Source organism: Dyadobacter fanqingshengii, from assembly GCF_023822005.2.
Classification (GTDB): Bacteria; Bacteroidota; Bacteroidia; order Cytophagales; family Spirosomataceae; genus Dyadobacter; species Dyadobacter fanqingshengii.
Genome location: NZ_CP098806.1, coordinates 2,972,020 through 2,987,219, shown reverse-complemented (window position 1 = coordinate 2,987,219; position 15,200 = coordinate 2,972,020). Strand labels below are relative to the sequence as shown.

The following is a 15,200-nucleotide window of genomic DNA, read 5'->3' as shown; positions in this document are numbered from 1 at the left end:
CAAAAGCTTACGGCATAATGGCGGCTTTATCTATTACTGGATCTGAAGGTTAAGCCGCCAGCCTTCGGCACTTATTCCGTTTCCTTTTGGCTGATAAAGGGCCACTGTTAGAAGGGCTTTCTTTACGGTGCAGTTCTTTCACTATATATTACCCGCTTGGTAAAGCTGGTGAACCAGCCAAATAAATTAAAAAGTAGCTTGATTTTTGACGAGTTCCCTACTATCTACCTCAACAATATGGATACGCTCATAGCAACTGCCAGGTCGAATCAGGTTGCAACGACAATAGGTATTCAGGATTTCAGCCAGCTCAAAAAAGACTACGGAAAAGATTATGCGGAAGTGATTACGAATATCACAGGCAACATAATTAGTGGACAGGTAAGCGGGGAAACCGCCAAGCACCTGTCAGAAAGATTTGGTAAAATTCTCCAAGGAAGGACTAGTTTATCGATCAATAGAACTGATACCTCTGTGAGCAAATCACAACAACTTGATTCTGCAATTCCACTCTCGACTATATCATCCCTCAGCTCGGGGGAATTCGTTGGATTCGTAGCAGACAACCCGGATGAAAAAATAGATTTGAAGGGTTTTCACTCACGATTTACAAATAATAAAAATGCTTCATCCGGTAAAAATTATGCGATCGAATTGCCCGTCATAAGAAAGGTTGACTCATCCATTGTTCAGCATAATTATCGGCAGATAAGAGCGGATGTTGAAGGGATTGCAGAGAGTGAAATCAATCGCATTACCGAAGATTCTGACCTTCGTCATCTGATAATCAACAAGACGGGAGGTTGAAAAAATCCATAAAACAAACACGAGAATTGGATAAAATGAATATTGCTGAAAATCAATAGTATAGACGAATCTATCTCGTTTTTTCAAAATATTTTCTAATAAATTTCTAATAACTGTAAGTTACTTTCATCCTAATTGAGTTAGTTTGCATTCCCTCTTCTTAAAAATAGGATATTAATTTACACCAATTTTTATGTTATGAAAGAGGCGACTTCCGAAGACAAAAGGCTGATTGTTAATATACTAACAGAGTCCTTCCAAGACAATCAAAGTGTCAATTACCTCATCCCTGCAGACAACAAGCGACTTACTAGAATACGCGCCTTGATGGAATATTCTTTCGAGACATGCAGACTTTTTGGGAAGGTTTACTTATCCGATGATAAGAGCGGTTGCGCCTTAGTTTCCTTTCCTGAGCGCAAAAAAACTACCCTCATGTCCCTGTGGTTGGAAGTTAAACTCATACTTACGGGGATAGGATTTGGTAACATTTCAAGAGCGATTAATCGCGAAAAAGAGATCTCCAAGAACTACCCGGCACATCCAATCTTTTATCTCTGGTTTATAGGAGTTCAGCCAAGTAAGCAAAATAATGGTGTCGGCCAGCAGTTAATGTCTGACCTTCTTGCAGAGTCGGAGCGGATGAAAAGACCCATTTACTTAGAGACCTCCACAGTCAAAAATTTGCCCTGGTACAAGAAGTTTGGGCTCGACGTCTACAATCAACTAGACTTTGGATACAATCTTTTTCTCATTAGAAATGGTCAATAACAATGCGCGTCGGAGGCACAGATATGCACGTAGTCACACTCGTGTTTATCATACTCGAACTGATCATGTTCGTGTATCAGGTATTTTTCTATTTATCTCATCCAAAGGATAAGCGGCGGCTTTATTACGTCGGCTTATTGTCTTTCCTCATACTAAAAAATATCGCGAGCGGATTTTTTCCAGATCCTAATCTGAACTACCCTCCGCTGGTTGCGCAATATGCTATTGCTTACGGTATGGGGTTCTTGATGGGTGCTTATTTTCCTTATTATTTCTATAAGGCGTTCGAACTTGGCCGCCTACGTTGGCACGCACTGTATGGCGTTCCTCTGTTTATCCTCTTGCCATTTGCAATCATTTTTCCTGGCAAATTCCTTTTCGATGGAAACATTGATTCAGCAATTAATTATGGAATGGTTATTCCGGCTGGATACGCCTTGGTGCTCCTTTACACCATTCAACGTTCCATTCAGAACAAATACAAAAAAGACATTCAGGATCGCCGTTTCTTTGAAGTAACTGCCGTTTATCTTGCCGTGATCCCTTGGGCATCATTGCCCTTTTTCGCGTTTTTCCGCATTCATCAAGTGCCGGAGGCATTACTTACCAATGTGGGTTTCATTGTAATTACCGTGCTTTTCATTAGAAGGTCGATCCATGAGAGCAGGGAGGAATACGATCGGCTTAGCAAATTGGCGAGTGGAGATGAAGAGGTGTCAATGTCCAAGCTTGATCTAATCGATCAAATGATTCGTCAGTTGGAGGCTAGCGGCATTTCACCTGCTCAACGTTTTGAGATCAATTTAGGAACAGTTGGTTTGACCTCTCGCGAAAAGGATGTTGTTCGCTTAGTCCGGGAAGGAAAGTCATATAAGTCCATAGCAGACCAACTTTTCATCTCAGAGCGGACGGTGAGTAAGCACATTCAAAACGTTTTTGAAAAGCTCGGCGTCTCTAATAAAATCGAATTACTTAGTCGGCTAGAAATCTGGGAAAACGGCTAAATTAGGCGAATAGCCGTCATATACGTGTTTATGCGTACTTGAAATACGCTATAATGCGTAGCGTTCAACCCGCTAAATACTTGTTTTCTCGTATTTACAATCGTGGTCAAATCTTCGAGTTTTACATACCGTCGGACACAGTAGTCCAAGGGTGCGAAACGAATAGAAGATTGGTATGGAACAGGGGTATGTATTAGAATGGTTGGATCGCGCGATTAATGAATTCAACCCTACACAAACGCAGTCTGCGAATTTTGAAGATCACCGCTTTCTATCCTTCTCGGAGGAAATGCGTGATGAAAAGGCCAGACAGGTCGCCTATTTAAAGAAGCTTGCCTTTCAATATCCTAAAAAGCGAAGATTTCAGGAAGTTCTGAATTCATATTTTAGTGCGCTGAATAGTCTTATTGATAATGCAAAGCTCAACTTGAAGCTGATAGCCAGTGAATCAGGAATCTCCAAAAAAGCCTTAGAGCTTGTCGTTGCTACCTTGGCCGATATTCATACGTTTCTTATGGATAGGTACGCAGTTAGTATAAATCCGGATGAGCCACTAAGAAAATACAATTTAGCGGTGCCAGTCATTGATTTCGTGCAACCGGCAGACAGCATCTTATTGTCTTATCATCCGTCACTTGCTTCGTTGTTAGAAGATGAATTTAACACAGTATTTGGTACAGGCAATCTGGCAAACATCACCTCGCGACAGGCGGAGTACTGGAAAGATCTCAATGAAATGATTTGCATACCCAAACAGCAAAATCCGGGTGACGGATACTTTGACAGCTTAGAACTACTACTCATTGAGAGGAATTTCAACTCCACGAAATTTGTCAAATATCTTACGAATCGCTTCAACAGCCAGATCGAGGAGTATGCATCTGGTAATAGTATCGAGAAGTTAGCCTACATACAAAAGTCATTCAATCAAATACCGGTAATAAAGGGATTGGCTTACGATCTACAACATGATGACCTCTCGCTGACTATCAACAACTGGTTTATTTGCGAAATAGAATTCAGGTCTCGAAGCAATGCTGCGAAAGGCAGTGAATCACTAAGTACAGCTAGCCAGTCACCGAGGTATACAAAAAAGACTGCCGATAAGGTACTTTGTAAATTAACCGTCGATCAATTAGCTCTTCTTTTCAAGGCAGCCGATCAGTCAAAAATCATTACAGCTAAATCGCTTTCTGCTATTTTCCAGGCCGTCGCACCTTACTTAGCAACTCCGTACAAAGAAGATATTTCCCATGGTAGTCTTAGATCAAAAAGTTACTCCGTCGAGGGACGTGATAAGGAGCAACTTCTTAGCATTCTCGCCAAGCTGACTTGTCAGATCGAAGAGCTTTGAGCTGGCACAGCTTTTTTGTCCTAATCATCGATTAATTATAAAATAACATACATAGACATGGGAATTAAGCCAGGACCTAAAAAAGTTGCCGACTCAACCAAAGAGCCAGACAAGCGCCAACGGGACAACAAAGAATCCCCAGGTAATACGCCTTCCTTGAAACCGCACAAGCATAAAAAAGGCGACTAACTAGCATAAGCATGATAATTTGATATGCGACTATCGCCGGGCTAGGATTTTTCCTGGCCCTTTTTGTGCGCTTCGACAGCAGGCAAGTTTGCTAACCTTCATTTTGCATGGACAGTGATAATCTCTTTCATCCGAGTGCTATATCGGGGCGAAAGTTTATCCTGCTTCATCTTCCAGCGCGTATTCAAATCTTGACTTGCCAGCAGCACCTTGTTCTGCCCCATAGATTTATTTAGCTTATCCATAACCGCCATCAGGTGGCCGTGACGAGGATCAGAGTTTTCAAAAATCTGCTGTTGCTTTGCACTTGCGGGAGTCAGTTCCATCACGATCACGCCTGCCTTTTTGTAGCCATAGCCTTCCTTGAATATCCTATGCAATGCATCTACCGCAAAGTGAGCAAGTTCCAAAGCTGAATTAGTCGGGAACGGTAGGTCGATGGTGATGGATTTGTTATACTGCGGCTGATCAGGACGGAAGGTATTGGTGTGAACGAACAGTTGAAGAACATTACAGCAGCTATCCTGTTCTCGAAGACGCTCGCTGCAAACCGAAGCAAATGTGATGACGCGCTCCTTTACCTCCTCGAATGCGGTGAAATTCTGATTGAATGAACGGGTCACCGCTATGTTCTTTTTCAACTGAGGTGGTTCCAGTTCTAGCGTTCTTTGGCCAGCCAGCTCTTGTTGAAGCCTCAGCCCTACGATGCTCATGTTTTTCTTTACCCAATCTTCGGGCAGCAAAGTGAAATCCAGCACAGTTTCGACGCCAAGCGCTTTCAAGCGCTTTTCATGCTGACGACCAATTCCCCAGACATCGCCAATTCGGAAAAATGCGATTGCTTTAAGCAGCTTGTCCTGTGTGTCTATGACGTGCACGCCGCCCGTTTTGTCCGCGAACTTCTTGGCAATTTTATTTGCCAATTTCGCCAGCGCCTTTGTCGGTGCCATGCCTACGCTGATCGGAATGCCAGTACTTTGTGTCACCGTCTTTCGCATATCTTCGCCGAGCTTTCGAAGATCCACATGTTTATTTCCATCGAAGCGAAGGAAAGCTTCATCAATGCTGTAAACCTCCATCGCAGGCGAGTACCGGCCCAGCAGCGTCATGACGCGATTACTCATATCTCCATAAAGGGCGTAGTTGCTGCTGAAAACGTGGATCTCCTGTTCTTTGAACTTCTTTTCAAACAGGAATGCAGGAGCACCCATGGTGATACCTAATGCTTTTGCCTCATTCGATCTGGCTATGACACACCCATCGTTATTACTGAGCACAACAACAGGCTTGCCATTCAATTCCGGCCGGAACATTCGCTCGCAGCTCGCGTAAAAGTTATTGCAGTCAACCAGTGCGAACATATCAGTAGAATTTGATGACGTTTGTGACGATTCCCCAAACCAAAAAGTCCGTATCATGACCCACCCAAATTGGTGCGTACTGGTCATTTTCGGCTACGAGCCAGCATCCGCCCTCGTCGTAGCGCACCCGTTTTACCAGAAATTCGCCATTTAGAAAACAGACCGCAATGCAGTTTTCTTTGCATGGAAGGCTCTTGTCGATTACAATAATATCGCCGTCATCGATTTGCACATCACGCATACTGGTACCCTGTACCTTTCCATAAAATGTGCTTGCCGGATTTTTTACAATCTCCTTCTGCAAATCAATTTCCAGGTCTATGAAGTCGGCCGCAGGGGACGGAAAACCAGCACTAATCGCCGGAATTAATGCAGTAAGCCAGTTTTCGCTGGCTGAGGGTCGGTAAATGCTTATTGATCGAACGCTAAAAATCTCTTCCATCTCTTTTCACTTTTTACAAAGGTGCCGCGGAAGAAGCAAGAAGTCAATACTTGATATGGAATATTTCCAGTATTGTGGATTTAATCCATTTATAGTATATTTGAGGATCTTTCCTGTGTACGGACAGACCAAAACATGTTTCAGACTTAAAAATTGAGGTTATGTGCTATCATGTGTCGAATGAAAGTGATGTTGAAACTTTGAAAGCAGAATTCAAACTTCCTGTTGACAAGCTCGAACAGTTCAAAAAGAGATACGATTTTAATGGCTTCGAAAAGCCATTTTTGCCGGTGATGACGACCCCAAGGTCTCTTGACCTTTACCGCTGGCGGCTGGTACCACCCAATGTGACGGACGAAAAAGCATTCAGATTCAATACCCTGAATGCAACCAATCATGACTTATTCAACCGAGATAAGATGTGGTGGAAGTATGCTAAGCATAATCGCTGCCTGGTGCTCTGCACAGGATTCTTTGAACCGCACTATCCTGACTTGAACGACAAGAAGAATTATGAGTCCTGGTACATCAAACCATTGGAGAAGAAGTTCTTTGCAATGGGGGCGATCTATTCGACCTGGAAAGGAATGAACACATTTGCCATCGTTACGCAGGACGCAAGCCCGTTAGTTGGCGCGATACATAATGATGGTAAACGACAGCCGCTAATATTGAAAGGTGATGCTGCGCTGTCCTGGATGATTCCAGGCCTGAAAGAAAATGAGATTATGGATTTAACTTATTTTCAGTACCCGGATGAGAAACTTTCCGCTTATCGGGTTATTGATGGAGTTTACAGCAATAACGTGGATACAAACTTTTCAGACATTATCCTACCTTACTCGTCAAGCTCTCGCAAGATGGTAGCATGATATGCTTGAGAATCTCAACTCCTGTTTAAATAAATAATCTGGTGCAATATCAATAGCAATTGACCATTGGTAGACATGGATGATTAGGCAATGTATTGCAATTTGCCAAGCTGCAAATAATTTGCTTGCGATACTGCCCCAGATGAACTTAAAATTCCTTTAAATCTTCAATATTATTTTTAACGCCCGTTGCATTGCTATGGCTAGGGAATTGTATCGCTATGCATTTTACATTTTTCGTCCAAGAAAGTTCGGCAGTCAAATTGATCAATACATCAACTGATTTAGAAAAATCTTGACCCGGAAACTGATCTTCCAGCTCTTCTTTAACAGCAATATTATCATTAATATCAATTACAGAATAATAAACTTGTACCTCCTCATCAACTTGTTGGAGCCCAAACTTATCGATCATTTCTGCAAAAGGTGTTAAAAATTCAATTTTCGGAAATGAATCTTTTCGAAGTATAAATAGGCTCCGACCAATTTGCTCTTTTAAATATGGATGACTAGATAATACGTCTATGCCCTCAATTGTACCATTCGCAAAACCATTTTCGTATTGAGACAACTCTGATACGTATTGATCCATTCCAAATGAAACAATAAGATGCTGTTGACTTAGATGCAATTTGTTAACTATATCTGCGATTTGGTTTTCACTAAAATGATAGACCCCAGTCGTCATCTGCGAAATGACCTCAGAAAATCCTATTGTTAAGCTCGAACTAACTTGTCTGATCGGAGCTAAGTCTCTATTTATAGTTGATCCAGCGCCTTCATCAGTGTAAGGGTATTTGTCGGATACGAATCTGATACCTTCGATGAACCGCTTATTTATGTCTGTTTCCTTGTTAGAAGCCTTTTTGCCGGATAATGACGTTAAGGATTTGACTAGCGGGATTAGTGTCTCCTTGATACTATCTGCGAATATTCGTTTTTGCTCTTTTGAAACCGATTGTATTCGGTGCGTTTCCTCAATTTTTTGTATAAGACTTGCCTTAATCTTTTTGAGAAGATCAGTTGGATACACCATATTCCTTTGAACGCACCAATCAATCGTAATATGAGAAAATCTGAAAGCCTGCATATAGTTTTGATTTTCAAGTATATCTAAGAGCAATTTTTCCCAATACGGAATTTGATTTAACCAAACCGTCATCTCGTATAAAGTCGCAGGCAAATTCGGCTCAAATCGTACATAGTTCGATGTATATGAAGATTGTATTGTATATTGTCTTAGGAGAAGTATTCCGAGATATTTGCAAATCCAGTGATTGACGATTTCCCCCGAATTAATCCCCTCAACCTCTGGGAAAAAGTAGGATAAAGGTGCCATGCTACGCAAATCACCTCGATCGCTATAATGACTAAGCCATTTGAATATGTCAGTCATGCTTTTAGGCAACATTTCAGATGTACCGGGAGATGATATTGTGTAACGAAATAATTTCTCAAGACATTGGTATCTTTCATTAAATAACAAATAACCACCAAGTGCATAGTGGAATTCAAGAAATCTTTCTTGATCATCACTATCGAACACTCTCGGCGTATCAAAAACTAGCACAAACGAAGTTTGATAGTATTGGTACGCAGTAGTCCAATACTTAAAAACCATTCTGTCCTGGGCATGGGCAATCGCAATAACGAGATAATTCCATAGCCACTTATATGTGTCATCAGAAAGTCTATGACGGTGGTAACTGCCAAATATAAGTCGACCACCAATGCTCCCATTTTCTATATCAGATGGTAGGACAGAATTTCTCTGAGATATTTGTACTATGACGCGATACAAGGAGGAATAAAAAGTATAAGGGTAAGAAACAGGTGCTTCTCCCGATTCTTCGCGGATCCTTTTAAATTCAGCGTATTGGAAAGAATAAATGGAAGTGATGACGTTTTCCCTTCCCTTGGATAGAGAATTTACAAGCAAATCAATTAATATGTTATAGTACTGTTCTTCTTCTCGGTCACCAACAAATCGATTTATAAATAAATTAGTCAAGTATTCCGGTGAAAGATATTTTATAAACTTATTTATTAATAGAATGTAGCTGGCAATCAGGATCGTGGTAAACACTATCAGTAATAAAAATGCAGAATTTTCTAAAAAATCATATTCCGGAGAGAGATTTAATATATACAACCCTACGCTAACTAATGTTGCCGTCATAACCAATCTAAACATTTTCATTTCTGGTTCTTTCTTAAATGCGTTAGTTACGCGCATAGAACCATATTGATCATCAAGTCGCGAGATTGCTTGTAGAATAATTGGGTAGCCGACACCCAGGACAGCAGTTACAAAAGCGATTAAAAATTCGGGGGTTTTCTCCAGTAGTGTATTTTGTAACATGGGAATCATACGTTAACGACAATTAATAATCCGGATAATGTGCCAAGACTGATCTTGAAAATAAGACTTGTACAATGAAAATATCTTGATTACTTGTGAAAAAGATAGACTTCGCTATGGAGCTTGACCCCGTAGAATAAAACACTAAAAGAACCGTGCAAAAAATTATTGCATAGTCAAATGTGATTTTGTCTATTCGAATTAAACTATTTTTAAGACGAGCTAGTCCCGCTCAACTGCCCAATCCGCTCCCGACAAATCCGCTCCGTCAAATTCCTCAGCAGCGACACCCGGCTCCCCAAATACTCCAACTCCTCCTTCTCAATCGTGTAATTCCTGTTATACCTCGCATCGATATAAGCCTTTTTAAGAAGCACAAATAACCGCTTCTCCTCCTCATTCGACATCGGAAAAACAGTCCCAAACTCTGCATGTTGTTTCACGACCTGATTTCCCAGTGTTTCAATGTCATGGATTCTCGGCTTATAGTCGGTAAACACGAGGAGGATAGCTGCATAGTATCTTTCAGTAGCCTGGTGAAGCTCGAATGCTGCTTTGCGATAGTAGTCAGGATCTTGCACGCCTTTTGAATAGAAGAATTCATATCCTTCTAAAAAGTGTGTTGCCGATTTGAACCAATGCTCAAATTCCTCTGTCGATTTTTCGAACCGTTGTGCAGGATTGAGATCTTTTGGTTCGGACAAGGAAAATTTTCCGGAATCAAAAAGCATGATTCCCTCCCTTAGGATATCGACAAAGAAGTAGTAATTGCGCTCGATCTTGTCGTTCACAAAACCAATGCTGTGGTAGATGATGCTTGTTCTCGTTATTTCCTCATTGGCCATCAGCTCCTCGTCCAACTCACGTGATTTCTTGACTTGCTTGGCGGAATTTTTGTCTTTGGTGACGATCAGAATATCAAAATCGCTCACATACTCGTATTTCTCCTGATAATCCTCAACCCAGTCACCACGAGCATGACTGCCGAAGAGAATGATCATTTCAGCCGGGACTTTGTCGAGTATAATTTGGGTTAGTGATTTTAACTGGTCTTGCTTGTTTTGTGGGAGATGCGTGAGGGTGGTTTTCATCGGTGTGTGATTCTAGTCAAGTTTATTTTGGATATGCCTAGTTAAGATCTGATAATGCGCTTTTAAAAGTGGCCAAATATCATCAACCTATCTTATTTCCCGATTTAACATCATTTCTCTAAGCACCTTCGGTTCATGGCCTAAATATTCAAGATGATGAAGGATGTCTCTCATACCGACATCAGGTAGCCACCTATTATCCGACGAAAGCTTGATAATATTGATACATTTTTCTCTTATTTCATCTGTCGTATCATCAACAATTAGAACAACGACCTGAATTAGCTGAGTAATTTCGTCTTCGATTTCCCTATAATCTAAAATAACCTTTTGCAAGGCTGCAATAGCGAAAGCTACTTTAATCTTTTTGATCATTAGATAATAGCCAATAGCGTGTGGTGTTATGTCATTGTCTTTCCCTGAGTAGAAATCTTCAATACTAATTTTATCAAACCGTTTTTCAGTAATAAAAGTATTTACCTCCTCTAAGGTCGGCAATAGATCATCTTCAATTTCAATCCATTCGTCTTCCAAATGATCTAATCCAATGAATAATGAGATAGTACGACCTGATATAATTCTAAGCATATCGAACGAGTATTCCCAGTTCGCGACCAAAGGAAAAAATTGGGGTACGGGAAAAATGACACGATCCTGGTAAACCTGCCGACCATGAGCGACAGAGTTACGATCTTTTACGAAATCATATATGAACGCCTTTAGGCGATGTGTCAAAATGCCCTGTTCTTTGAGCATAAATAGAATTTTGCTTGCCACCGAAAGCTCCGATATGAATAACGACTCGATCAGCTTAGTTTTGGAAGACAGTTCCGATTGCAGTCGATTTCCATCTAACAGGAAAATATCTTTAAGTAAGCTCTCAGATAAATTGCTAATAGATTCGAGAGCCAAACTCTTTTGCTTAGCGTAATATTTCGTTGATAACAGTTCGAGAATGTGAAAATATGAGAGTAAAACCTCATCATCATGAACCATACTATCCTCACTCTCTTTCTCGAGAAACAATGCCTTCCGATATCGATCAATCAAGGAGTAAAACAATCTGGTATCATTTTCTTTACTTGAGTCTATAAAGGATATTATTTGTTTGATTTTGGGAACGAAGTCAATACCACTAAATTCAAACTTATGATCGGCTACGTTCGTCCTGTTTAGTTCACCTTTCACCGTTGAACTAACAAAGAATTCAAAAGAAATAAATAGTTCCTGAGTTAAGAAAGAGAGAATTCCGAGAATGATCAGTAGTCTTGGGCGAGCATGAGCAGCGCCATCCAGAGCGGATTCGAACTCGTCTAAACTTACCTCCACACTTATACATAGGTATCGTGCCTCAGAGTCCCCTTCATGAGAGGGATATATCGCTGACAAATCGTTTGTTGTAAAGATTCGTGAGTCGAGGAGTCCAAAGTCAAGATCTAAGTCAATGTCAATTTCTGCCGTTGCAGTGTATGTTGCCAAAACTTTCACTTCGATTGCTTGGGATTAGTATCATTGATAGCCTATCACCTTTACTTACAATCGATTCAATTTCTGCGTTTGTAGTGCGAGATCGCCTAGGCCCTTAGGCAAAGATAGAAATTGCTGGTAGAAAGCATAATTATGCGGAGCCCTTTTGTGCTGGTTAACTCTAAGCCATTTGTGTCGTAATCATTTGGAGATTAATAGGCTTCTACTATCCGATTACTTTTTATACAAATAGTCGGCATCCGTTACTGGCTGCATCCATTTGACTCTGCCACTAACATGATTTGGCGTAATTGCCATTTGAACAAAGCCAGTTTCCGGAGAAGCGCCGTGCCAATGAGGCGTATTAGGCGGACATTTGACTGCATCACCTTTCCGGAGGATCTGGATAGGCTTTCCTTTTTCCTGATAATAGCCTACACCATCAATGGCGATAATGCCCTGGCCACCTCCATGTGAATGCCAGTACGTTCTGGCACCTGGCTCAAATGTTACAGAAGAAACCGGAATGTTAAACACGCTATCTGCTGGGATCAACGGGTGAACCCACGCTGTTCCGGTAAAGTTGCTAGCTGGGGCCAGCTGTCCTTTTGGAAAGATCGACGTACTACTTTGTGACCCGGCATCTCTTACTTGGGCGTTTACAAAGATCTGCGTGAGCGTCAGCAGGAATGCTAACAACAAACGGATTAGTCCTTTTGATCGCTTCATTACCTGTGGCTAGTCAATTTAATTGAGGTTATTTAAAATTCTGTATTCATTGGGGGTTTGCCCAATCCGTTGTTTGAAAAGGCGGCTAAAATGCTGGGGATATTTAAAGCCCAACTCAAAAGCGATCTCATTAACAGTTTTATCGCTACTAAAAATCCTTTCTTTCGCTGCTTCAATCACCTTCATTTGAATGTATTCCTGGGCAGTCTGGCCAGTTTCTCTCTTAACCAGGTCACCAAAGTATTTTGCTGACAAATTGAGCGCATCGGCACAATAAGAAACAGACGGCAGGCCAACCGTTTGCGGTTTGTCCGAGCTGAAATAGCTGCTCAGAAGGTTCTCAAATTTTGCCAAAATGCCTCTATGTATGGTATCGCGTGTAATGAACTGCCTGTCATAAAAGCGTGTGCAATAATCAAGGAACAATTCAAGGTTAGCGACAATGAGTTTTCTGCTGTGCTTATCTATGGCGTGTTCGAGCTCATACTTGATCTTGCCAAAGCAATCCATCACAATTTGCCTTTCACGCTGCGATAAATGCAGAGCTTCATTGACCTGATAACCAAAAAATGAAAATTCATTCATCTTCCCATTTAACGAAGTGCCAAGAAGCAGATCGGGATGAAAAACGAGGGCGTGGCCTTTCGGCTTATAAAGCTCCCCGTCATTTTCGACAGTGAAAACCTGGCCGGGAGACATGAAGACAAGTGTGCCTTCCTGATAATCATAGTATTCTTTCCCGTAACGAAGGTCACCGCACACGACGTCTTTTAGAAAAATGCCGTAGCAGCCCATGTATTGGCTGGTCTTCTTTCTTGGGCTTGCGGTTGACAAATCAATCACAGTTACAAGCGGGTGCAACGTTTCCTGCTGGTTAAATGAATTGTATTGATTTACAGTGTCAAAACGAATGATGTCTTCCATGTCTGAAAATTTTAGATGTCCGAAGTTACCCAATTCATTACCTGCTGAAAAATCTGGAAAGGCAAATCAGGAATATTGGTAGACAAATCGGGAATCTGTATACCATTTCCTCTAAAAGCAAAGTCGAACTTTACAATCCAATTAAACTGCGGAAATGTCCAAAATGAAAAAGATACTTACAGGATTAACTTTCATTTTAAGTTTTAGTTTGCAGGCCCAGCAAACATCAACCGATACTGGTACCGGCGCAGGCCCTACGGTCCAGACAAGCGCAGGGACTTCACGTGGCGTGACAGAAGCAGAAGTTGATCTCTTCAAAGGCATTCCCTATGCCGCTGCACCAGTGGGAGAATATCGTTGGCGGCCACCGCAGCCATTTCCTGCATGGCAGGGAATAAAAGACGCAACCAAATTTTGCGCTGATTGTGCTCAGGCTGGTTGGCCCCGCCAGGCGGGCAAGATCCGGGAAAACACATCGGAGGATTGTCTATTTTTAAATGTATGGAAGCCCGCCGGAGCCAAGCAGGGAGCCAAACTTCCAGTAATGGTATGGATCTACGGCGGCGCATTTGTGGGCGGTGGTAGTTCTTATCCTGAAACTTTCGGCAGCCAATTTGCCAAACAAGGCGTCATTTTGGTGAATTTCAATTACCGCCTGGGGCGGCTTGGGCATTTTGCGTTTCCCGCATTAAGCGCTGAACATCCCAATGAGCCCAAAGGAAGTTATGCCTATATGGATCAAATCGCGGCCCTAAAATGGGTGCAGCAAAATATTGCTGCTTTCGGTGGCGATCCAAAGAACGTTACGATTTTCGGAGAATCGGCCGGTGGTGTTTCTGTGCATTCACTGCTGACTATTCCAACTGCGAAAGGTCTTTTTCATAAGGCAATTATTGAGTCAGGCGGTGGCCGTGACGGCGTTTTGTCAAGCAGACCGATCAGCAAGGAAAATGCCGACAAATATTACCCGGTGTCAGCTGAGACAATAGGTGTAAACTTTGCTGCTAAACACGGTATTCAGGGTAAGGATGTAGAAGCCTTGGCCAAACTCCGTTCACTTTCCGTGGAAGATATTGTCGATAATGGACAAGAAAGCAATGGTCAGGGCGGCGCCCCAATTTATGCAGGCCCGATCCTAGATGGCAAATTGGTTGTAGAGACATTCGAGAACGCATATAAGGCTGGCAGGCAGATCCGTGTACCAATCATCATTGGTTCTAATAGTGCAGAAGTCCCAGCTGGCTTTGTAAATGCAAGGTCGAAGGATGAATTGCTCGCACAATTTGAGCCTGTACGCAAGGAAATGACCGCAGCCTATGATCCGGATGGTAAAACAGACTTTGCCCAAATGCTTTCGATGGTCAACACCGATAAGGTTTGGGCAGAGCCGGCCAGGTTTACAGCGAATGCAGTCACAGCCAAAGGTGACAAAGCCTACGTTTATCTTTTCTCCTACGTGGCAGCTGCCATGCAACAGCGGATGCGTTTTGGCGCTGCACACGCTTCTGAAATTGCTTATGTATTTGACAATCTGATGGAGCGCAACGGAGCTACGATTGCAGCAAAGGATAAGGAGATTGCCACGATGATGAACACGTATTGGGCCAATTTCGCCAAAACATCTGACCCGAATGGTAAAGGTTTACCAAATTGGCCGGTTTATGATCCAAAGAAAAACGAAATCATCGAGTTCCGTTCTGACGGCTCGGCTATGGGCGGGCCCGACCCTAAAAAAGCACGGCTGGATGTGATGCAGAAGGCTGCGGGAAAAATAGACTGAAAGCGGTTCTAGCATAGCTTTCCTGAAAGGGTTTGACCAATCTTCTA

13 protein-coding genes and 1 pseudogene are annotated in these 15,200 nt (G+C 42.1%); 7 read left to right on the top strand and 7 right to left on the bottom strand.

Annotated elements, in window-relative coordinates; genetic code table 11:
• Positions 1-129: 129 nt before the first annotated feature.
• From NFI81_RS12420 to NFI81_RS26405, 5 genes and pseudogenes are all read left to right on the top strand, one after another.
• Positions 130-807 (top strand): annotated as a pseudogene (locus NFI81_RS12420) (type IV secretory system conjugative DNA transfer family protein); the annotation flags it as partial.
• A 198-nt stretch (positions 808-1,005) separates the two neighbouring features.
• Positions 1,006-1,578: a GNAT family N-acetyltransferase gene (locus NFI81_RS12415; RefSeq protein WP_234612121.1), complete on the top strand. Its 573-nt coding sequence runs from the start codon at positions 1,006-1,008 to the stop codon at positions 1,576-1,578.
• 2 nt (positions 1,579-1,580) lie between these two features.
• Positions 1,581-2,582 (top strand): response regulator transcription factor, encoded by a 1,002-nt coding sequence (locus NFI81_RS26435; RefSeq protein ID WP_275949706.1) that lies wholly within the window; start codon positions 1,581-1,583, stop codon positions 2,580-2,582.
• A 175-nt stretch (positions 2,583-2,757) separates the two neighbouring features.
• On the top strand, positions 2,758-3,936 hold the full coding sequence (locus tag NFI81_RS12405; RefSeq protein ID WP_234612122.1) for a hypothetical protein: 1,179 nt from the start codon (positions 2,758-2,760) through the stop codon (positions 3,934-3,936).
• Positions 3,937-3,993: 57 nt separating this feature from the next.
• Positions 3,994-4,125, top strand: coding sequence for a hypothetical protein (locus NFI81_RS26405; RefSeq protein WP_256549268.1), 132 nt, complete (start codon positions 3,994-3,996; stop codon positions 4,123-4,125).
• Between the two features lie 98 nt (positions 4,126-4,223).
• On the opposite strand, the gene NFI81_RS12400 is transcribed toward NFI81_RS26405, so the two are convergent.
• Both NFI81_RS12400 and NFI81_RS12395 read right to left on the bottom strand, forming a co-directional pair.
• A complete protein-coding gene (locus tag NFI81_RS12400) occupies positions 4,224-5,486 on the bottom strand; it encodes a Y-family DNA polymerase (protein ID WP_252176058.1) in 1,263 nt (420 codons plus the stop codon).
• Position 5,487: 1 nt separating this feature from the next.
• On the bottom strand, positions 5,488-5,928 hold the full coding sequence (locus tag NFI81_RS12395) for a LexA family protein (RefSeq protein ID WP_234612124.1): 441 nt from the start codon (positions 5,926-5,928) through the stop codon (positions 5,488-5,490).
• A gap of 161 nt (positions 5,929-6,089) precedes the next feature.
• Here NFI81_RS12395 and NFI81_RS12390 point away from each other — a divergent pair, with 161 nt between their 5' ends.
• Positions 6,090-6,800 carry an SOS response-associated peptidase gene (locus NFI81_RS12390; RefSeq protein ID WP_234612125.1) on the top strand — a complete coding sequence of 237 codons (711 nt, stop codon included), beginning with the start codon at positions 6,090-6,092 and terminating at the stop codon, positions 6,798-6,800.
• A 148-nt stretch (positions 6,801-6,948) separates the two neighbouring features.
• On the opposite strand, the gene NFI81_RS12385 is transcribed toward NFI81_RS12390, so the two are convergent.
• The 5 genes from NFI81_RS12385 to NFI81_RS12365 all read right to left on the bottom strand — a co-directional run bounded on the left by NFI81_RS12385 (position 6,949) and on the right by NFI81_RS12365 (position 13,373).
• On the bottom strand, positions 6,949-9,162 hold the full coding sequence (locus tag NFI81_RS12385) for a hypothetical protein (protein ID WP_234612126.1): 2,214 nt from the start codon (positions 9,160-9,162) through the stop codon (positions 6,949-6,951).
• A 212-nt stretch (positions 9,163-9,374) separates the two neighbouring features.
• The gene (locus tag NFI81_RS12380) at positions 9,375-10,253 is read right to left on the bottom strand and encodes a HEPN domain-containing protein (protein ID WP_234612127.1); all 879 of its coding nucleotides are present in this window, start codon (positions 10,251-10,253) and stop codon (positions 9,375-9,377) included.
• An 87-nt stretch (positions 10,254-10,340) separates the two neighbouring features.
• A complete protein-coding gene (locus tag NFI81_RS12375; RefSeq protein ID WP_234612128.1) occupies positions 10,341-11,741 on the bottom strand; it encodes a hypothetical protein in 1,401 nt (466 codons plus the stop codon).
• A 213-nt stretch (positions 11,742-11,954) separates the two neighbouring features.
• Positions 11,955-12,449, bottom strand: coding sequence for a cupin domain-containing protein (locus NFI81_RS12370; protein WP_234612129.1), 495 nt, complete (start codon positions 12,447-12,449; stop codon positions 11,955-11,957).
• An 18-nt stretch (positions 12,450-12,467) separates the two neighbouring features.
• Complete coding sequence (locus tag NFI81_RS12365; protein WP_234612130.1) at positions 12,468-13,373, bottom strand: helix-turn-helix domain-containing protein; 906 nt, start codon at positions 13,371-13,373, stop codon at positions 12,468-12,470.
• Positions 13,374-13,536: 163 nt separating this feature from the next.
• Here NFI81_RS12365 and NFI81_RS12360 point away from each other — a divergent pair, with 163 nt between their 5' ends.
• Positions 13,537-15,153: a carboxylesterase/lipase family protein gene (locus NFI81_RS12360; RefSeq protein ID WP_234612131.1), complete on the top strand. Its 1,617-nt coding sequence runs from the start codon at positions 13,537-13,539 to the stop codon at positions 15,151-15,153.
• The last annotated feature ends 47 nt before the right edge of the window (positions 15,154-15,200 follow it).